The organism is Streptomyces tirandamycinicus, from assembly GCF_003097515.1.
GTDB lineage: Bacteria > Actinomycetota > Actinomycetes > Streptomycetales > Streptomycetaceae > Streptomyces > Streptomyces tirandamycinicus.
This window is the reverse complement of the sequence record NZ_CP029188.1, coordinates 4477492-4497117: the sequence shown is the minus strand read 5'-3', so window position 1 is coordinate 4497117 and position 19626 is coordinate 4477492. Positions and strand designations below refer to the sequence as shown.

General features: G+C 74.0%; 15 protein-coding genes. 6 read left to right on the top strand and 9 right to left on the bottom strand.

From position 1 onward, the window contains the following. Positions 1-174 precede the first annotated feature (174 nt). On the bottom strand, positions 175-1254 hold the full coding sequence (gene dapE, locus DDW44_RS19970) for a succinyl-diaminopimelate desuccinylase (protein WP_108907259.1): 1080 nt from the start codon (positions 1252-1254) through the stop codon (positions 175-177). Between the two features lie 253 nt (positions 1255-1507). On the opposite strand from dapE, the gene DDW44_RS19965 reads away from it, so the two are divergent. Together DDW44_RS19965 and DDW44_RS19960 are read left to right on the top strand one after the other, a co-directional pair. Then, complete coding sequence (locus DDW44_RS19965; RefSeq protein ID WP_240800448.1) at positions 1508-2449, top strand: VldE C-terminal domain-containing protein; 942 nt, start codon at positions 1508-1510, stop codon at positions 2447-2449. Between the two features lie 508 nt (positions 2450-2957). Further along, positions 2958-3425: a hypothetical protein gene (locus DDW44_RS19960; protein ID WP_017947204.1), complete on the top strand. Its 468-nt coding sequence runs from the start codon at positions 2958-2960 to the stop codon at positions 3423-3425. 293 nt (positions 3426-3718) lie between these two features. On the opposite strand, the gene dapC is transcribed toward DDW44_RS19960, so the two are convergent. Both dapC and fdxA read right to left on the bottom strand, forming a co-directional pair. Then, complete coding sequence (gene dapC, locus DDW44_RS19955; RefSeq protein WP_027733460.1) at positions 3719-4816, bottom strand: succinyldiaminopimelate transaminase; 1098 nt, start codon at positions 4814-4816, stop codon at positions 3719-3721. A 180-nt stretch (positions 4817-4996) separates the two neighbouring features. Next, positions 4997-5317 (bottom strand): ferredoxin, encoded by a 321-nt coding sequence (gene fdxA, locus DDW44_RS19950; RefSeq protein WP_010474859.1) that lies wholly within the window; start codon positions 5315-5317, stop codon positions 4997-4999. A 139-nt stretch (positions 5318-5456) separates the two neighbouring features. On the opposite strand from fdxA, the gene DDW44_RS19945 reads away from it, so the two are divergent. Continuing rightward, positions 5457-6464, top strand: a complete 1008-nt coding sequence (locus tag DDW44_RS19945; RefSeq protein WP_108907257.1) for a GNAT family N-acetyltransferase — start codon at positions 5457-5459, stop codon at positions 6462-6464. Positions 6465-6481: 17 nt separating this feature from the next. Then, positions 6482-7321: a transglutaminase family protein gene (locus DDW44_RS19940; protein ID WP_108907256.1), complete on the top strand. Its 840-nt coding sequence runs from the start codon at positions 6482-6484 to the stop codon at positions 7319-7321. Between the two features lie 383 nt (positions 7322-7704). Here DDW44_RS19940 and DDW44_RS19935 read toward each other — a convergent pair whose 3' ends face one another. The 4 genes from DDW44_RS19935 to DDW44_RS19915 all read right to left on the bottom strand — a co-directional run bounded on the left by DDW44_RS19935 (position 7705) and on the right by DDW44_RS19915 (position 11842). Beyond that, positions 7705-9828, bottom strand: coding sequence for a hypothetical protein (locus DDW44_RS19935; protein ID WP_208647986.1), 2124 nt, complete (start codon positions 9826-9828; stop codon positions 7705-7707). Between the two features lie 176 nt (positions 9829-10004). Further along, complete coding sequence (locus DDW44_RS19925) at positions 10005-10406, bottom strand: DUF6113 family protein (protein ID WP_017947210.1); 402 nt, start codon at positions 10404-10406, stop codon at positions 10005-10007. After that, positions 10406-11431, bottom strand: a complete 1026-nt coding sequence (gene mshB / locus DDW44_RS19920) for an N-acetyl-1-D-myo-inositol-2-amino-2-deoxy-alpha-D-glucopyranoside deacetylase (protein WP_244224069.1) — start codon at positions 11429-11431, stop codon at positions 10406-10408. The genes DDW44_RS19925 and mshB overlap by 1 nt, the downstream gene beginning before the upstream one ends. Before the next feature lie 216 nt (positions 11432-11647). Then, complete coding sequence (locus DDW44_RS19915; protein ID WP_017947212.1) at positions 11648-11842, bottom strand: hypothetical protein; 195 nt, start codon at positions 11840-11842, stop codon at positions 11648-11650. 249 nt (positions 11843-12091) lie between these two features. Between DDW44_RS19915 and DDW44_RS19910 the strand changes: the two genes are divergently transcribed. Continuing rightward, complete coding sequence (locus tag DDW44_RS19910; protein ID WP_108907254.1) at positions 12092-14221, top strand: S9 family peptidase; 2130 nt, start codon at positions 12092-12094, stop codon at positions 14219-14221. 57 nt (positions 14222-14278) lie between these two features. Here DDW44_RS19910 and DDW44_RS19905 read toward each other — a convergent pair whose 3' ends face one another. After that, complete coding sequence (locus tag DDW44_RS19905; RefSeq protein ID WP_108907253.1) at positions 14279-15457, bottom strand: VanZ family protein; 1179 nt, start codon at positions 15455-15457, stop codon at positions 14279-14281. Between the two features lie 588 nt (positions 15458-16045). Continuing rightward, complete coding sequence (locus tag DDW44_RS19900; RefSeq protein WP_108907252.1) at positions 16046-16789, bottom strand: siderophore-interacting protein; 744 nt, start codon at positions 16787-16789, stop codon at positions 16046-16048. Positions 16790-16868: 79 nt separating this feature from the next. Between DDW44_RS19900 and DDW44_RS19895 the strand changes: the two genes are divergently transcribed. Next, positions 16869-19607: a GNAT family N-acetyltransferase gene (locus DDW44_RS19895; RefSeq protein WP_108907251.1), complete on the top strand. Its 2739-nt coding sequence runs from the start codon at positions 16869-16871 to the stop codon at positions 19605-19607. Positions 19608-19626 lie beyond the last annotated feature (19 nt).

Here is a 19626-nt window from a genome sequence, read left to right as displayed (position 1 = left end):
TCCCTCCGCTGTGGTGCACGTTCCAGGTCAGGGTAGGTCGCCTGAGATGGACGCGAGCGAAATTCCGGTGGTCGGATACGGGGAAGTCAGCAAGTCAGCACGTGGCGGTTCATCCGGTGATCGGTCACGCGGTGGCGTGCCCCCGATCCGGACGGTGACTCCGCACACCTGCCGTCACGCGGTGAGCCACCGCCGCAGACGCTCCTCGCAGTGCGTGATCCTTTCGACGGCCACATGCTCGTCCCGCTTGTGGGCGTAGAGCGCGTCGCCCGGACCGTAGTTGACCGCGGGGACGCCCAGCGCGCTGAAGCGCGACACGTCGGTCCAGCCGAACTTGGGCTGCGGGGTACCGCCGACGGCCTCCATGAACGCGGCTGCGGCCGGGTGCGAGAGACCGGGCAGCGCCCCGCCGGTGTGGTCGTCGACGACGAACTCGGCCACCCCGCAGTCGGCGAACACCTCGCGGACATGGGCCTCGGCCTCGGCCATGGTCCGGTCCGGGGCGTAGCGGTAGTTGATCACCACGGTGCACTCGTCGGGGATGACGTTGGTGGCCACACCGCCCTCGATCCCGACGGCGTTGAGCCCCTCGTGGTACCGCAGCCCGTCGATCACGGGACGGCGGGGCTCGTAGGCGGCGAGCCGGGCCAGGATCGGACCGACGGCGTGGATGGCGTTCGACCCCATCCAGCTGCGGGCGGAGTGTGCGCGCTCTCCCGTCGTACGGAGGTGGACACGCAGAGTTCCCTGGCAGCCGCCCTCCACCTGGGCATCGGAGGGCTCCAGCAGAACGGCGAAATCGCCCTCCAGCCAGTCGGGGTGGGCGTCCGCTACATGCCCGAGTCCATTGAGGTGTGCCGCGACCTCCTCGTTGTCGTAGAAGACGAACGTCAGGTCCCGGTTGGGCTCGGGAACGGTCGCGGCGATCCGCAGCTGGACGGCGACCCCCGACTTCATGTCCGAGGTGCCGCAGCCCCACAGGACGCCGTCTTCGTCGAGCCGGGAGGGCACGTTGCCCGCGATCGGCACGGTGTCGATGTGCCCGGCCAGGACGACGCGCTCGGCCCGGCCCAGGTTCGTCCTGGCGACCACGTTGTTGCCGTGCCGGTCGACGGCGAGATGGGGCAGGGCGCGCAGCGCCTGCTCGATCGCGTCGGCGAGGGGCTTCTCGTCGCCGCTGACCGACGGGAAGTCGACGAGCCGTGCGGTGAGTGCCGGGCCGTCCAGGGTGAGGTCAAGCGCGCTTTCGGGCATGGCCCCGACCCTAGCGTCCCGCCCCGCGCCCCTGCCCGACGGCGGTCGGCCGCCGGGCCCCGGCGGATGCTCCGCGGCACCGACGGCCGCCCCGCGCGCGGGAGACTTCGGTTCTGCCCGCAGTCGGCCCAGGCCTCTCGGACGCGGTCGCCGCGCGCGGGAGACTCCGGCCGGTGCGCGGGGCCCGGGTCCCGTGCGCGGCCGCGCGAGGTGCCCGCCCGGCCGTCCACGGGGCTCCAGTACGGTGGGCGCCGTGACCAAGACCGCCTCCCCCACCCGGCGCGGCCGCTCCCTTCGTCTCGCGGCCGCGTTCGCCGTGCTGCTGGGACTGGTCGCCTATGTGGTCGTGCACTACGTGAGCGGCGACGGCGCGCCGCGCTGTGTGGTCCGCTCCGGCGACGGAGGGGACCCGGACCGCTCCGGCGCGGAGGCGGCGGAGGGCGGCGGCCGGTACGAGCTCAGCCCGGAGATGGCCGCCAACGCCGCCACCATCTCCGCGGTCGGCACGACCAGGGGGATGCCGGAGCGGGCTGTCACCATCGCGCTGGCGACGGCCCTCCAGGAGTCCGCGCTGCGGAACATCCGGCACGGCGACCGCGACTCCCTCGGGCTCTTCCAGCAGCGCCCTTCGCAGGGCTGGGGCACCCCGCAGCAGATCCTCGATCCGGTGTTCTCCGCCGGGGCGTTCTACGACCATCTCGCCGAGGTGCCGGGCTACTCGAGGCTGCCGCTGACCGTCGCGGCCCAGCGAGTCCAGCGCAGCGGTTTCCCGCAGGCCTACGCCAAGCACGAGCCGGACGCCGCGCTGCTCTCCGCGGCGCTCACCGGCCGCGCCTCGGCCTCCCTGACCTGCACGGCCGCGCCCCCGACCAAGCCCGGTGACCCGGCGAAGCTCCGTTCCGAGCTGACGCGTTCCTTCGGCCCGGGGGTTCTTCCCGCGGCCGGCGGCAAGGGACGGGCAGGGGCTTCGCAGTCCTCGGAACTGACGGTTCCGGTCACCTCGGCCGCCCGGGACTCCGGCGACGCGGACCGCCGCGGCTGGGAGCTCGCCCACTGGGCCGTGGCGCAGGCGTCCGAACTGGGGATCTCCGAGGTCTCGTTCGCCGGGAAGGTCTGGAGCGCGGAGGAGGCCGGCGAGGGCTGGCGCACGGACGGGCCGGACGGCGCGGCGGTACGGATCCGGCTCGCGCGCTGACCCTCGGGCCCGGCCGTGCTGCGGCACGGGACGGCTTCCGCGGTCCCGTGCGGTGGCCCGGCACCGCGGCGCGGCTCTCCCGGACCCCGGCCGGCCGCGGATCCCGCGCGCCCGGGCCGCGGCGGCGAGGCCGGCCGCGAGTACGCCCCGGCGGCAGTACGGCGCGCCACGCGGTCGGGAATGCGCCTTCCCCCGGTAGCGCACCCGTCCTACCGGACACCCTTACGGGTTATGCCGCGCATGCCGTCGTGAGGCTTTTCCGAAGCGCCCGAGCCGGTGCGGGCGGAAACCCCAATTCCCTTGCGGCATCGCAGAAGTGACGGTTCAGCAGGCTGTCCGCGCACATATTGTTCGCCCGTTTTTGTCCCCAGCCGATTATGCGATGCATTGCAAACTCTTTACCTTGCGCCACCGCAACCTTCCCCGCCCTCCGAGGGGTTGTCAGTGCGTCCGATCGCCGGACATCGCCCTCGGACACCACCCAACGTTCTCTCGTCGAAGGAGCATCATGTCCCTCCCCCTGACCCGTCGGATCGCCCGTGCCGCGCTGCTCGTCGCAGCCGGGGCAGCTCCCGTGGTCGGTGCGGCCGGCTCCGCGAACGCCGTGGACCTCCCCACCCGCGACCTGGGCAACGGCGGCCTGACCCAGCTCGACGGCGACGCGGCCGGCTCCGCCGTCGACGGCGCCGCGCACCAGGCCGCCGGCACGGCGAACGAGGCCGGCGGCAAGGTGGTGGGCACCACGCTCCCGGCCGCCGCAGGCACCCTGGGCGGCGCGGCCCGGACCGGCCTCCCCGCCGCCCAGGAGACCGCCGGCCAGACCGCGGGCAGCACCGCCGGTGTCCTCGGCGAGACCGCCACCTCCGCGACCGCGCAGGGCCTGCCCGCCGCCCAGGGTCTGGCCGGCGGCGGCCTCCCGGACACGGGCGCCGCGCTGCCCGCGGGGGAGCTGCCGGTGCAGGGGCTGCCCCTCTGATCCACCCCGCTGGGGGCCGAGCACAGCAAGAGGCCTTCGGGAGCGGCATGCCGCTCCCGAAGGCCTCTTGCTTCCGTCTGCCCCGGCCCGCACCGGTGCACACCGTCCCGGACGCCCGCACGGCACTCACGCCCGCACCGTCCCGCCTGCCCGCTCGCTCGGCGATGACGCCCTCACGGCACGGAAGCGCCGGTGCGTTCCCCGCGTCGTCTTCACCGGCGGCGGGCGCCACGAGCGGGCCCCGGGCGGGCACCCGCGGACGGCCGCCGGATCCCCGTCCGGGTCCGCGCCCGTCACCCGAGGCGCTTGACCGCCGCCTCGACCCGCTCGTCGGTCGCCGTGAAGGCGACGCGCACGAAGCGCTCCCCCGCCTCGCCGTAGAAGTCGCCGGGCGCGACCAGGACGCCCAGCTCCGCCAGGTGCGCCACCGAGTCCCAGCACGGCTCGTCCCGCGTTGCCCACAGGTAGAGGCTCGCCTCGCTGTGCTCGATCCGGAAGCCGTGCTTCAGCAGGGCCTCGCGCAGGGCGAGGCGGCGGGCCGCGTACCGGGCCCGCTGCTCGGCGACGTGCGTGTCGTCGCCGAGGGCCGCGACCGTGGCCGCCTGCACCGGCGCGGGTGTCATCATCCCGCCGTGCTTGCGGATCTTCAGCAGCTCGCCGAGCACGGCCGCGTCACCGGCGACGAAGGCCGCCCGGTAGCCCGCGAGGTTGGAGCGCTTGGACAGCGAGTGGACGGAGACGATCCCCTCGTACGTACCGCCGCAGACGTCGGGGTGCAGCACGGAGACGGGCTCCGCCTCCCAGCCCAGCTCCAGGTAGCACTCGTCGCTGAACACCGGTACACCGTGCTCGCGGGCCCAGGCGACGACCCGGGCCAGCTCGTCCCCGGGGAGGACCCGGCCGGTCGGGTTGGACGGCGAGTTCAGCCAGAGGAGCTTCAGACCGGCGGGGTCGAGGTCGGCGACCGGGTCGTCGTAGACGACCGGGTCCGCCCCGCAGAGCCGCGCGCCGACCTCGTAGGTCGGGTAGGCCAGGCGCGGGTACGCGACCTTGTCGCCGGGCCCCAGGCCGAGCTGGGTCGGCAGCCAGGCCACCAGCTCCTTGGACCCCACGACCGGCAGTACGTTGGTGTGGGCGAAGGACACCGCGCCGAGCCGCCGCTCGCACCACGACACCAGCGCGTCCCGCAGGGCGGGGGTTCCCCACACCGTCGGATAGCCGGGCGAGTCCGCGGCCTCGACGAGGGCCCGCCGGACCAGCTCCGGGACCGGGTCGACGGGTGTGCCGACGGAGAGGTCGACGATGCCGTCCGGGTGGGCCGCGGCGGTCGCCTTGTACGGCTCCAGCTTGTCCCAGGGGAAGACGGGGAGTCGGGACGATACGGCGGACACGGTGCTCACTTTCTCGTTCGTACGGCGGTTCGCCGGCCGGCCGGCGACCGGTCGGGGCCACCGGCTCCGGGCTGCGCGCTGCGCCGCGCCGGGCTGGGGCCTGCCGTAAGGCCCTGGGGCCTTACGCGAACGCCGCGGTCCCGCACGGCGGACGCACCGTACGGGACCGGGGACACGCGATCAGCCGTTCTGCGGCGGCAGTGCGGCGATGAAGGGGTGGTCGCGCTCGATCAGACCCAGCTTGGAGGCGCCACCGGGCGAACCGAGCTCGTCGAAGAACTCGACGTTCGCCTTGTAGTAGTCCTTCCACTCCTCAGGAGTGTCGTCCTCGTAGAAGATCGCCTCGACCGGGCAGACCGGCTCACAGGCACCACAGTCGACGCATTCGTCCGGGTGGATGTACAAGGACCGCTGGCCCTCGTAGATGCAGTCGACGGGGCACTCCTCGATGCAGGCCTTGTCCTTGACGTCGACACAAGGCTGCGCGATGACGTAGGTCACGCTGTCGTTCCTCCTCGGTAGGGCGCGGCGTCCGGTCTGCGGCTCGCCGCGGGGCTGCGCGGGAGCGCGGCGTCGTCGATGCCCGCACCTAGTATCTCCGTTCCTGGGGATGATCCGAACAGGAGGGGAGGCCTGAGCTGTGGAATTCTCCGCGGGCGGACGACTGGAGGTCCGCATCACCCCGTCTGACGTGGGAAAACGCGTCTCGGTGCGACGGCGCGCCGAGTCGGCGGACCGGCCGGCGGAGTTCACCGACGCGGTCGGGGTTCTCACATCGTGGAACGAGGGTGTGCTGCTGATCACCCGAAGGACCGGGGAGACCGTCCGCATTCCGGAATCCTCGCTGGTCGCGGGCAAGGTCGTGCCCCCGGCGCCGGCGCGCCGACGGGGTGTGCCGGCGGCGTCCTTCGAGGAGCTGGCGCGTGTCTCGGCCCGGGCCTGGCAGCCGGTCGAGAGCGAGGCGCTGGGCGAGTGGACGCTGCGCGCGGCGTCCGGCTTCACCCGCAGGGCGAACTCCGCGCTGCCGCTCGGCGACCCGGGCATACCCCTGGACGACGCCCTGGCGCGGGTCGGTGACTGGTACGCCCGACGCCGCCTCCCGGCCTACGTCCAGACGGCGACCGGCGCGGAGGGGACCCAGGAGCGGCTCTGCGCCGCACTGGAGGAACGGGGCTGGGAGCGGGAGGTGACCGCCGAGCTGCGCGTCGGAGGGCTGGCGCCGGTCGGCGACCTGGACGCCGACGCGGCGCGGGTACGGCTGCTCCGGTCCGTGGACGAGCCCTGGCTGAGGCGGTACCAGCGGTTCACTGCGCCGGGCCCACATGTGCTGAAGGTACTGGGAAGCGGCCCGTCGGTATGGTTCGCCACCATCCCTGGTGACTCCGATATCCCGGCGGCAATCGGCCGGTGTGTGGTCGACGGACGCTGGGCCGGCTTCATGGCGGTGGAGGTGGACCCGGCGCAGCGCAGGCAGGGGCTGGCGAAGGCCGTGATGGCGGCACTGGCCCGGCGGGCACTGGACGAGGGTGCCTCGGCGGCCTGGCTGCAGGTCGAGTCGGACAACGACGGCGCGCTCGCCCTGTACGAGGGGATGGGATTCGCGGTCCACCACCTCTACCACCACTTCCGATACTCCCGATCTTCCTGAGCGGGTACGAGACGCGTATGCAACCGCCACTCCCCGAGGCCACGGGCTGGCGTCGCCGGTTCGCCGAGGAGGCCCGCTCCGAGCGGCCCGACCTGGCGACGCTGTGCCTGCTCGTGGGCGCGGAGGCGGACCCGCGGCTGGACGAGACGGGTCTCGACGCCGCCGAGATCGAGCTGGACCGGCTCGCGGGGCTGCTGCCGTACGGGATCACCGGCCCGCACAACTGGGTGGCCGCGCTGTCGTCGCTGCTGGGCGAACGCTGCGGCTTCCACGGCACCCCCGACTGCTACCAGCGGCTGGAGTCGTCGCTCCTGCACGAGGTGCTGCGCCGCCGCCGCGGCCTGCCGATCCTGCTCTCGGTCGTCTGGATGGAGGTGGCCCGCCGCGCCGGCGCACCCGTGTACGGGCTGGCTCTCCCGGGCCACTTCGTGGTCGGCTTCGGCGACCCCGGGAACCCGGTGATGGCGGACCCCTTCGCGGGCGGCCGCCTGCTCACGGGACCGGACGCGGAACTCCTCGTCGCGGGCACCACGGGCGCGCCGCTCGACCCCTCGATGATGGCCCCGGCGGGCCCGCTGGAGATCGTCCTCCGCATCCTCAACAACATCCGCGCCTGGGCCGCCGCCCGCCCCGAGCACACGGACGTCGCCCTGTGGGCCGTCGACCTCTCCCTCCTCCTCCCCTCCCACCCGGCCCGTCTGCGCTACGACCGTGCCGAACTCCTCGTCCGGCGAGGCGACTTCCTCGCGGGGGCGGCGGAGATGGACGCGTACGCGGACGTCGTGTCGGCGGTCGAACCGGCGACGGCGGCGGCGATCCGGCGGAAGGCGCACGCGGCCAGGTCGATGCTGAACTGAACCGCGGGCGGGGACTGAGCGATACCGCCGTGACGATCCGGCGCGCGCGGGCCAGGACCCCGCGGTACGGCCCTCCCCGGGCCGCGCGCGAGGTGCGGGAGCGCACGGCGGCTGCGTGTACGCCCAGCCTCCCCGGGCCGGCGGGGACGGGTGGGCGTCGCGGGTGACACGCCGACGCGGGCGGACCGCAGTGAGTGGACCCGCACACACGGCGAGGTGCCTCACCCCGGTCCCACCGCTCCCCCGGAGCCGTCATGGGTGGCGGCCGACCGGGCCCCGGCTGATGCGGACACGCCCGAGCCCCCGGACCCCGGAGACCGGGACGGGGGCTCGGAAGGCGCGGCGGCGGGCTCAGCCCTGCTCGTGCCCTGCCCTGACCGTGCTCAGCCCTGCCCGTCGAGCTCGATCGTCTGGGTGCGTTCCTCGGGCGTCCTGCCGAGCAGTGCCTTCTGCATCGCGGAGGCGACGTCGTCGGCGGACACCGGGTACTGCTTCCCGTCGCCCTTGGTGACCGTGATGCCGTCGAAGACCCCGTCCAGCAGTTCCGTGATGGCCTGCTTGTCGTAGACCTCGACGAGCCGGCCGTCGACCGCCTTCATCGACAGGATCCTCGGCAGCGACCTCGCCGGTCCGAACTGGATCTCCTTGTCGCCCGCCCTGATCGTGACCAGGCCGGACATGGCCGGCTCGGCGAACTCCTTCATGGCCCGGTTCAGCTCGGTCTCGGTGATCGTCGGTTCGCGGGTGGTGACGGGGAGTTCGACGTCGTTCGCGCGGCCCGTCTCGACCTGGGCGCGGAACGCGTCCCGCACCGAGATCATCGACTGCCGGACGTCCAGTGCCCTGCCCGCCTTGCCCGGAACCGGCACGGCCTTGCCCGGCTCGAACCTGATCGTGCCCTCGGATGCCGAGCCGGACGTGCCCGCCAGATCGGTCAGGGCGACAGCGAGCTTCTCCTCGTCGACCGGGATGACCGGCTGCGCGACCCGCTCGCCGCCGAAGAGCGAACCGATGACCGATACGGGGTTGTAGTCGCTGCCCGCGGCCCCTCGGACCGTCGCCTGGCTGTCCAGGGTGAGACCGGCCTTGTCCGGCGCGAGTTGGACCTTCTGGCCGGCGACGCTGAGCCGCAGCGGGGAGGTGGCACGCTCGCCGAGCGCCGCCTCCAGCCGGGCCTGCGCGTCCTCCTTGGTACCGCCGCCGATGTCGACGCCGAGGACGGTGGTGCCCTTGGGCACCTCGGAGTGGTTCAGCAGCAGCCCCGCGCCGTAGGCGACGACGAGCAGGCCGAACGCCCCGGCACCGGCGAGCACCAGCTTGGACCGGCCCTTCCGCGCCGGGCCGGACGACGCCGGCGCGGACCGCGTGGGGGACGACGACGCCGGCGACGAGCCGGACGCGGGCGGCTGGGAGGTGGCGCGGCCGGGGAAGTCGGGCGCGGAGAAGTCGGCGCCGCCGGGCCCGGAGGGCCACGGGGACGCCGCGCCGCCGGGCCCGCCCGGACCGCCGGGCTGGAATGGTGAGCGGTGCTCGGGCGGCACCACGGGCAGGCCGCTGGTGAGCGTGTCGCCCGAGACGTTGCCGCCCGGGCCACCGGGCGGCACCGGTCCGCCCGCCCCGGAACCGGGTCCGGGATTCTGCGGGGTGAGGACGGCGGTGTCGTCGCTCATCCGCGGAGGACCGGCGGGCCCGGCCCCGGTGACACCGCCGGGCGCACCGGTTCCCGGGACACCGCCCGCGCGGGCTCCGGGAGCGAACGGCGAGGTGCCCGGGGCGGGTCCCGTGGTGGGGCCCGCCGGACCGGCACCCGGGGGACGCTGCCCCGGTGCCGCCCGGCCCGCGGCCTCCGGGTCCGGCGACAGCACGTCCAGACCGCTGCGGGGCCGGCTTCCGGCGCCACCCTGCCCGTCGGGGAACCCGGGGGCGGCGGGCGCACCCGGTGCCCGGTGGGCTCCGGTGTCCTCGGGGCGCGGTCCCGGTACCCCGTTCGGCCCCTGGCCGGGGCCCGTCGCCTGGGGCGGGACGGAGGCCGGCGGGGGCGTGGAGCCCGGCGGCGTCCTGCGCGGGGCGAACCAGTCGCTCGTCTTCTCGTCGGCGGGTTTCCCGGGTGCGTCCGGGCTCCCCACGTCCCGTCCCGCGTCGGCGGGCGCGGTGGCGGACTGTGCGGGCGCGGGCGGGCGGGGAGTGCCGCCCGTACGTTCGGCGACCCCCTCGCGGGGTGCCGGGGCGCCCTTCTTGTCCAGGTCGCTCATGGGCGTGCGCATGACCACCGGCGGGATCGGACGCGACCCGGGGATGTTGATCCGGATGCGGGTCGTCAGCGTCGTCTCGGTCCTGGGCTCGTCCGGCCGCCGCGCGGGGGCGGGTTCGGTTCTCTCCTCCGGAGCGTCCTGCGTCGGGTGCAGCGACGGATACTGGCGGGATCCGTACGGCGGTGTCCCCGAGGGGTAAGCGGCCCCGCCGCGCCCCTGGGGGCCGGAGGACGAACTGTCAGTTTCACGGCTCAAAGCAGGTTCTCCCGGTTGGCTCCGCCGCCCGTTATGACTGGTTCTCGTTGCTGCGGGCGGCTCGGCGGCGCGCACCACCATACTGGCCGCCGCCGACCCGTATCCGGCGAGCGCGGGAAGCGGCGGCCCGCGGCCGCCCCGACGAGCGCGGGCAATTCGGCCTCAGATGGGACACGTCACGTGCCAAGTCGGCCGGAGGACCCGCCCGGTTGCGGCAACCGCGTCATGGTGGCACACATCACAGCCAGCGCGGTCCCCCCGAACAGGAACACGATCTCGCCGAGACCGCCGGCGAAGAGACCGTCGCCTTCCGGCCGTCCGGCGCTCAGCAACAGCACGGAGGCGACCCAGCCCGCGGCGGGCGCGACGACACCGAGCTGGGTGCCGGTCGCGCGCAGCCCGCCGTAGAACAGCGCCGCCGCGCCGAGCAGCGCGAGCAGCAACCCGAGCGGGAACCAGGCCGCTTGGACCAGCGAACCGGCGGCTCCGACCGCCACGCCGAGGACGGCGAGACCGATGTACGCGGCGATGCGCACCGCCTTCGGGGGCCTGGCCGGCCAGGCTCCGGACCCGCTCATCACGCTGTCTCCCGTGTCGTCTGCGACGACTGTGTCGTCGGTGTCGTCGGTGTCTTCGGTGTCGTTGACGGCGTCTGCGTCTCTGATGTCGTCTGCGCCGTTGACGTCGTCTGCGTCGCCGAGCCCATCGTCACGGCGCCGGAGTCCACCCCCGCGAAGAGGTCGCGTTCACGCTCGCCCTCCGGTGCGCCGGGGGTTCCCCGCACCAACTGGTAGTACTCCGTGGTGAACAGCGGCTGGCCGAGGTCGTTGGAGAGCGCGAAGAAGGGCCCGTCGACGGCGATCTGTGTCGCGTGGGCGCGCATCGCGGCGGCCTTCCGCTCGGCGTGACGGGCGCCGTCGATCTCGGCGGTCACCTCCGCGTCGTCGACCACACCCGGGATGTCTTCGACAGCGGCGACGCCCGGGAACCGCACGTCCGCGGCGCGCAGCCGGGCGAAGCCCTCCTCGGCCGCCGTGCGCGGCACCCGGTTCCAGTAGATCTTGGCGATGCGGTACGGGGCGCCGAGGTCGCTCCGGAAGTCCGGGTCCGCGGCGAGCTCCGCCGCGCGCATGGCGACGCGATGCGCCTGGATGTGGTCGGGGTGCCCGTAACCGCCCTGCGGGTCGTAGGTGATCAGGACCTGGGGCCGTACGCCGCGGATCACCTCGACGAGATACGGCGCGGCCTCGTCCACGGGTGTGTTCCAGAAGGCGCCCGGGCGGCGGTTCTGCGGAACTCCCATCATCCCCGAGTCGCGGAAGCGCCCGGCACCGCCCAGGAGCCGGTGGTCGTGCACGCCCAGCTCCCGCATCGCGGCCGCCAGCTCCCCGGCCCGGTGCGCACCGAGGGTGTCGTCCTCGTCCGCGGCGAGATGCCCGAGCCCGGGCGGGATCACCTCGCCCTCCTCGCCGAGGGTGCAGGTGACCAGGGTGACCAGGGCGCCTTCGGCGGCGTACCGGGCCATCGTGGCGCCGTTGTTGATCGACTCGTCGTCGGGGTGCGCGTGCACCAGGAGCAGACGACGGGCTGGGAGATCCGTCATGGCTACCAGCCTACGAGGCCGCGGTCCGGTGGCGCGTCGGCCGAGGTTCGTCCCGCCGCGGCACCCGGCACGGCGCCCCGCGGCGCTGCCGCATCCGCCGGGCAGGCCCGCTGCGAGGCCGGTGCGGCGCCTCGCGATCCGCTCGGCCCGGAGGGCCGGGGAGGCCCCGGGCAGCGGACACCGCTCCTCGGCGGGCAGCCCCTGCGTGACGCGGCGCTAGAACTTGAGCCCGCCGATCATGCCGGCCACGTTGGTCGTCAGTTCGTTGATGGTGGGCGCGATCGAGGAACTGGCGAGGTAGAACCCGAGGAGCATGCAAACCGCCGCATGTCCGGCCTTCAGTCCGGATTTCCGGACCAGCAGGAAGACGACGATCGCCAGCAGCACCACCGCCGAAATCGAGAGTGCCACGGCGGCTCACCTCCACAGATATTCGGTCGGGAACGGGCAGCATGCATGTGCCGGAAGGTTCCTACCCACCTGGCGCTACGGATCATAACTATCCGTTCCGCCGCATCGATCGGTGCACGGCAGCACACGGGGGCGCACGGCCGCGGCCCCCGGGTACGTCAGGGGAAGACGGCGGACCGGGCCGGCCGGTTCCGTGACCGCGGAGTTCGATCGGCTCGCCGTACCGGCCCAGACGCTAGGTTCGGTCCCATGACGTCGAAGCAGCAGCTCTCCTTCCCCCGCCAGTACGCCAGGACGCAGCGCTTCACCCTCGGCGCGCCCCGCGCTTTCACGGTGGCCCCGGACGGTTCCCGGGCGGTGTTCCTCAGGTCGCCTTCGGGGACGGACCGTTCGCACCTGCTCTGGGTGCTGGACCTCGAGGGCGAGGTCCGCGAGCGGGTGGCGGCGGACCCCGGGGTGCTGCTGGGCGGCGCGGACGAGGAGTTGCCGGCGGAGGAGCGCGCACGGCGGGAGCGCAGCCGTGAGGGTTCCGGGGGCATCGTGGGCTACGCGGTGGACCGCGAGGTGGAGTTGGCGGCCTTCGCGCTGTCCGGCCGGCTGTTCACGGCCGAGCTGCGGGCCGGCACGGCGCGCGAACTGCCCGCCGCCGGGCCGGTGATCGACCCGCGGCCGTCGCCGGACGGACGCCTGGTGGCGTACGCCGCCGGCGGCGCGCTGCGCGTCGTGGGCGCGGAGGGCGACGCGGACCGGGCGCTCGCCGAACCGGACGACGCGGACACGTCGTACGGGGTGGCGGAGTTCGTCGCGGCCGAGGAGATGGGCCGTTCCCGCGGCTTCTGGTGGTCGCCCGAGTCGGACCGGCTGCTGGTGGCGCGGGTGGACGACTCCGCCGTGCGCCGCTGGTGGATCGCGGACCCGGCGTATCCGGAGCGGGAGCCGGTGCGGACCGCCTACCCCTCGGCGGGGACGGCGAACGCCGCGGTGGGGCTGCTGCTCATGGGGCTCGACGGCACGCGCACCGAGGTGGTCTGGGACCGTGAGCGGTATCCGTACCTGGCGCGGGTGCACTGGTCGCCGTGCGGACCGCCGCTGCTGCTCGTCCAGACCCGCGACCAGCGCACGGCGCTGCACCTCGCCGTCGACACGGAGAGCGGCGCCACGCGCACGGTGCATGTCGACGAGGACCCGGCGTGGGTCGAACTCGCGGACGGGGTGCCCGGCTGGGCGCCGGACGGACGGCTGGTGCGGATCGCGGACGAGGGCGGGGCCCGGGTGCTGTCGGTGGGCGGCCGGCCGCTGACGGGGCCGCAGTTGCACATCAGGGCGGTCCTGGACATCGGCGATTCGGATGTGCTGGTCTCGGCGTCGGCGGGCGAGGCGGCGGCGGAGCCGGAGACCGGCGAGATCCATGTGTACCGGGTCGGCGAGCAAGGGGCGGAGCGGGTCTCGGAGGGCGCGGGGGTGCACGGGGCGGTGCGCTCGGGGGCGGTGACGGTGCTCGCGTCGGCGCGGCCCGGAGAGGCGGCCGGCGCGGCGGTCCAGGTGCTGAGGGACGGCAAACCGCTCACCACGATCGCCTCATATGCGGAGAAGCCCGTCATCTCCTCCCGCGCACGGTTTCTCGAAGGGGGCGCACGGCGAATTCCGTGCGCCGTACTCCTCCCGCACGGCTACCGGGAATCGGATGGCCCGCTTCCGGTGCTGCTCGACCCCTATGCGGGGCCGCACGGCCAGCGGGTGGTCGCCGCGCACCATCCGCACCTCACCTCCCAGTGGTTCGCGGACCAGGGCTTCGCCGTGGTGGTCGCGGACGGACGCGGCTCACCGGGCCGCTCCCCCGCCTGGGAGAAGGCGATCAAGGGTGATCTGCTGGTCACCCTGGAGGACCAGATCGAGGCGCTGCACGCCCTGGCCGGGCGGTTCCCGCTGGATCTCGGCCGCGTGGCGGTCCGCGGCTGGTCCTACGGCGGCTATCTCGCGGCGCTCGCCGTGCTGCGCCGGCCGGACGTCTTCCACGCGGCGGTCGCGGGCGCGCCGGTCACCGACTGGCGGCTGTACGACACCCACTACACGGAGCGCTACCTCGGCCACCCAAAGGAGCGCCCCGAGCTGTATGCGGCCAACTCCCTGGTAACGGACGGCGGACTGACCGATCCGGCCGAGCCCGCCAGGCCATTGATGATCATCCACGGCATGGTGGACGACAATGTGGTGGTGGCACACAGCCTCCGACTGTCATCGGCCCTGCTCGCCGAAGGCCGCCCCCATGAACTGCTGCCGCTCACCGGTGTCACACATATGACACCCCAGGAGCAGGTGGCGGACAACCTGCTGCTGCTCCAGGTGGACTTCCTGAAGCGCGCTCTGGGGATGGACTGACGGGACCGCCGGGGGTGCCGCCCGGGGCGGTGCGGAGGCCGCGTACGCCGTCCCGTCTCACCGCCGCCCATCCCCGGCCGTCTCCGGAACCGGCAGGAAGGGACCGCCGCCCTCCGCCGGCATGACGGCGCGGTTCACGGTGCCGGACCAGCGTTCGTGCGGAGCGAGGCCGTCGCGTCGCAGGAGGGCCGCGAGCGGCGGCGCTCCCCACAGCACCACGGCCCCCAGCGCGGTCGCGTAGGGCAGCACCGTCGCGAGCGGACCGGGCATGGCCAGGGTCCCGGTCTCGTGGACCAGGGTCAGCCAGAGCAGCGCGAGCGGGAGGTACAGCACGCCGGTGCGCACCATCATGCGCAGGGCCCCCGGCGGGCTTCCGTCGGGGCGGGTGACGCGGAGCAGCAGGGCCCGCTTGCCGACGGTGGCGGCCATGGCGGCGGGCAGCAGCCAGAACCACAGCAGACCGAGGACGGCCCCGGCGGGCAGCGCGTGGCGCCGGCCCGTGGGCCAGTCCGCGGCGACACCGAGCAGTCCGGCGAACAGCGTCCAGACGACGAGCCAGCCGGCCGTGTCGGTCAGAAAGGCCAGAGCCCTCCGGGTGAGGGTGACGCGGGTGCCGTAGCGGCTGCGTTCGGAGTCGGGGTTGTTGACCGGGAGCAGGCGGGTGAGCGGCCCGGCGACGATCCACCCGGCCATGGCTCCCGCGGTGTTGAGGATGAGGTCGTCCACGTTGAACTGGCGGTAGGGGCAGGCGTAGACGAACCACAGACCCGTGTACTGGGTGCTCTCGAAGAACAGCGAGATGGCGAACGCCAGCACCGTGCTGGAGAGGAACCCCCGGCGCAGGTAGTAGCGCAGGTAGACACCCAGGGGCAGCAGGAGCACGGCGTTGAGCAGAGTGGTCCAGGCCGGGGCCAGCGTGATCAGGTGGGCGGGTGCCCAGTTGCCGGCCGCGGCCGTGGAGACCGTCCCGCGGAAGGCGAGCGGCTCCAGTTGGGGCCGTTCCGCGTAGCGGGTGACCGCGCAGTGGCCGTCGATGTCGGCGGGCAGCGGCACGACGGTCTGCAGCAGGGTGGCCAGAAGGTAGAAGACGAAGCTGTAGAAGACCAGTACGGGCCAGCCGCCGGCCCGCCCGCGCCGGCGGTAGCCGCGGATCGCGACCGGGACCACGATCAGCGCGGCGATCAGCGGGAACACGGTGACCGCGACCTCGACGGGCAGCAGGTAGGCACGGAGCACGGTGAGCGCTTTCTGCGGCCGACGGCGCCGCGGGGCCGTTGAGGGGGAACGAGAGAGAAGCAGAGAGAAGCAGAGAGCAGGAGAGGGATGGCGGGGTGAAGGAGAAGGAGGGGAAAGGGGGACGGACCTCCCGGGGCGTGGGCACCGCACCGGGACCGCGTCCGCGTCCCGGTCGTGGCCCCTCCGGCCATGGCTCAGGTTAGCGGACGGTGATGCACGGCGGCAGCCCGCGACGGCGGCCCGGCGGACACCGTCCGCGCGGTGGCGCCGGAGATGCGGTGTGCGGCAGCGCTCGGCGCCGGGACCACGGAGGACCCGGGCCCAGGCGCAAGCCCCGGCCCGTACGCAAGCCTCGGACCCACACACAGGAACCAGACTCATGAGCAAGAACCGGACACCGACGGGAGAACGGAACATACCCCGAAGAACCGGGCCCCCGCGGGAGCGCGCGCACGACCGGCCGGAGCGGCGTGTGCGCCCCGGCCGGTCTACGGCACCCGCACGGCCGTACGGGATTCAGGATGACGTGTCCGTATATCGGTGCCGCTTCGGCCAAGTTGCCTGGCTGTTAACAAAACTGACGGCCGCTCATCGCGTTCCGGACTTCTCCGGGCGCCAGTACCCGAGCGCGTTCACCCGGTCCTTGGGCAGGCCGAGTTCCTTGCGGACGTACGCGGTGAGGGTCCGGGTCGTCGCCGTGTCGCAGGCGATCCAGACGAACGCGTCCGACCGGTCGTCGCCGAGCAGTCCGGGCAGCGCGGCCCGCACCTCCGCCACGAGGGCCGCGCCGCCGTGCTGCCGGGGGACCCGCCGCACGTCGTGGTGGGCGGCGCCGGCCCGCAGGGGCAGTTCGGCGTCCGACGCGTGCTGGGTCTCGAACCACAGGGTGGCGGGCACCTCCGGCATGGCGTCGAGCAGGGAGTTGACGGCGGGCAGCGAGGCCGGGTCGCCGACGGCGAACAGCCGCGAGGGCAGCGGGTCGGGCACGGTGAACCCGGTTCCCTGGAGGGTGGCGTCGATCCTGTCGCCCGGCTTGGCGGCGCGCGCCCAGTCGCCGGCACGGCCGTCGTGCAGCGCGAACTCCATGCTGAACGTGCCCTTGGCCGGGTCGGGGTCTACCAGGGTGAAGGCCCGCTGGTGCGGCTTGCCCGCGTCGTCGAACCAGAGGCGCACCCACATGGTGGGATGCACTCCCGTGGCGGCGAGCATGCCCCCGTCGGTCAGGTGGATCCGGCGGTAGTGGTCTGTCACCTGCTCCGCGCCCGTCACCGTGAACTCGAAGTCCCTGCCCCGGAACAGCCTGAGGACCACGCCCTCCCAGCCATGCCCCACTGCCGTCTCCTCCCCGCACGCCGACTAAGGTTAGGTCAGCCTAACCTAGGGGTTCGTCCAGCAGGAGAGTGGGGACAGTGTGACGACCGAGGTCTACCGGGATGCCTGGGGCATCCCGCATCTGCGCGCCTCCAGCGCCCTGGAACTGGCCCGGGCCCAGGGGCGGAACGCCGCCACCGACCGGGCCTGGCAGATCGAGGTCGAACGGCACCGGGTACGGGGCACGACGGCCGCCTTCCTGGGCGCGGAGGCCGTGGTGTGGGACAGGTTCGCCCGGCAGGCCCGGCTCGAGGACACCGCCCGGCGCTGCTTCGCCGCCCTGGACGCGGACACGGCGGCCTGGGTGGGCGCCTATGCGGAGGGAGTCGGCGACGGGCTCGCCGAAGGCGCCCGGAGCGCCCCCGAGTTCGCCGCCACCGGTCTCGAACCCGGCCACTGGGAGCCGTGGGTGCCGCTCGGCATCTGGATCGCCACCCACATCCTGTTCGCCGGGTTCCCGACCAAGCTGTGGCGGGAGGAGGTCGCACGGCGGCTCGGCGGCGACCTGGCCACCCTGTTCGCCACCGACGGCCCCGGCACCGCGGGCAGCAACGGCTGGCTGGTCACCGGCGCGCGGACGGAGACGGGAGCGCCGCTGATCGCCGGGGACCCGCACCGCTTCATCGAGGACCCGGGCGTCTACCAGCAGATCCATCTGGTGTGCCCGGACGTCGACATCGTCGGCCTGGCCGTGCCGGGCGTCCCCGGACTCGCCCACTTCGGCCACACCGGCTCCGTCGCCTGGGCCATCACCAACGCCATGGCCGACTACCAGGACCTGTACCGCGAGCGCCTGCGGCGCACCGGGGACGGGATCGAGGCGGAGGGCCCGGACGGCTGGCACCCGGTCGCCCACCACCACGAGACGATCGAGGTCGCGGGCGGTGACCCGGTCACCGTCGAGGTGATCGAGACCGGACGCGGCCCGGTGATCGCCGGGGACGCCCCGGCACCGGGCGGGAGCGGCGCGATGTCGGGCGGGGGCGGCGCGGTGACGGAGGCCGTCAGTCTCCGCTACCCGCCGCGGGTCACCGCGGCCCTCGGCTTCGAGGCGATCCCCGCGCTCCTGCGGGCCCGGACCGTCGGCGACGTCGACCGGGCCTTCGACGACTGGGCCGAGCCGGTCAACGTCGTGCAGGCGGCGGACACCGAGGGCGGTCTGCTGCACCGGGTCGCCGGGCGCGTACCGGTGCGGTCCGAGGCCAACCGGCTGCGGGTGGTGCCCGCATGGGAGCCCGGGCACGAATGGCGCGGCTGGCACGAGACACCCCGTGCCGAGGTCGGGGACTTCGCCGTGATGGCGAACGCCCGCGGTATCGCCACCCCCCTGGGAGTGGAGTTCGCGCCGCCCCACCGGGCCGACCGCATCGCCGCGCTGCTGCGGGAGTCCACGAGCTGGACGGCGCCCGGGATGGCGGCCGTCCACACCGACACCCGGCTGGCGTCGGCCGCACCCCTGCTGGAGCTGGTGGCCGCGCTGGACCAGAGCCGGCTCAACCCCGGCGCCGCGGCGCTGCGGAACCGGCTGCTGGGGTGGGACCGCCGGATGGCGGCCGACAGCACCGACGCCGCGCTGTTCGCCGCCGTCCGCTCGGCCGTCGTACGGCGGTTCGCGGCCCATCCCGCGCTGGAGCCGCTGAGCGGTTCGTTCGGGTACCCGGAGGTGTTCCTGCCCTGGCTGTACCTCCCGGCGAAGATCGGGTACGCGCTGGAGACCCTGCTCACGACCGACCGGCTGCCCGGGATCGACCGGGCCGCGCTCGTCCGCGACGCCGTCGACGAGGTCGCCGCTGCCGAGGCCGCCCCGGCCGGCGGGGCGGAGACCACCTGGGGCGAGCGCCACCGCCTCGCGCCCTGGCAGGCGCTGCCCGCCCCCGGCGGCGAGGACTGGCCGGGACTGCCCGGCGACCACGACTGCGTGCTGGCCACCTCCAGCGTCCCCGGCGTCACCGACCTGAGTGCCCGCGGCCCCGCCGCCCGCTATGTGTGGGACCTCGCCCGGCGCGAGGACAGCCTCTGGGTGGTCCCGTTGGGCGCCCGGGGCGTCCCCGGCGACACACACCACCGCGACCAGCTGCCGCTGTGGCTGCGCGGAGACTTCGTCCCCGTCGTCACCGACTTCGACCTGCTCACCCCCGAGCACCGCACCGAGGAGACCATGACCACTGAGGCCCCCGCCGGATCGGGCAGAGCCGAATCGCCGAACCGGGCGACCGTCGACGGGCTGGGCGCGGTGCATGTGCGGCGCCTGGACCCGGCACGGGACACGGACGTCGTCCACTCCTGGGTCGGCGAGGAGCGGGCCCGCTTCTGGGGCATGCGCGGGACGAGCCGGGACGAGGTGCGGGAGATCTACGAGCATCTGGACTCGCTCACCACGCACCACGCGTTCCTGGTCCTCCTCGGCGACGAGCCCGTGATGCTGTTCCAGACGTACGAACCGGAGGCCGACCGGGTCAGCGAGTGCTACGAGGCCGAACCCGGTGACATCGGCATCCATCTGATGGTCGGCCCGGTCCAGGGAAGTCCTCGGCCGGGCTTCACGGCCGCCCTGCTCGGAGTGCTCGTCGGCCATGTCCTGGCCGACGGGGACGTCCGGCGGATCATCGCCGAGCCGGACGTCCGCAACACCAGGGCGATCGAGCGGCTGCGGCGCAGCGGCTTCGAGATCGGCCCGGAGATCGTCCTTCCGGAGGTCGACCTGCCCGAGGTGTTCCTCCCGGAGAAGCGGGCCCGGCTGGCGATCCTGAGCCGGGAGACGGCCGAGACCCTGCGGTAGGCCCGCGGCGCCCCCGCCC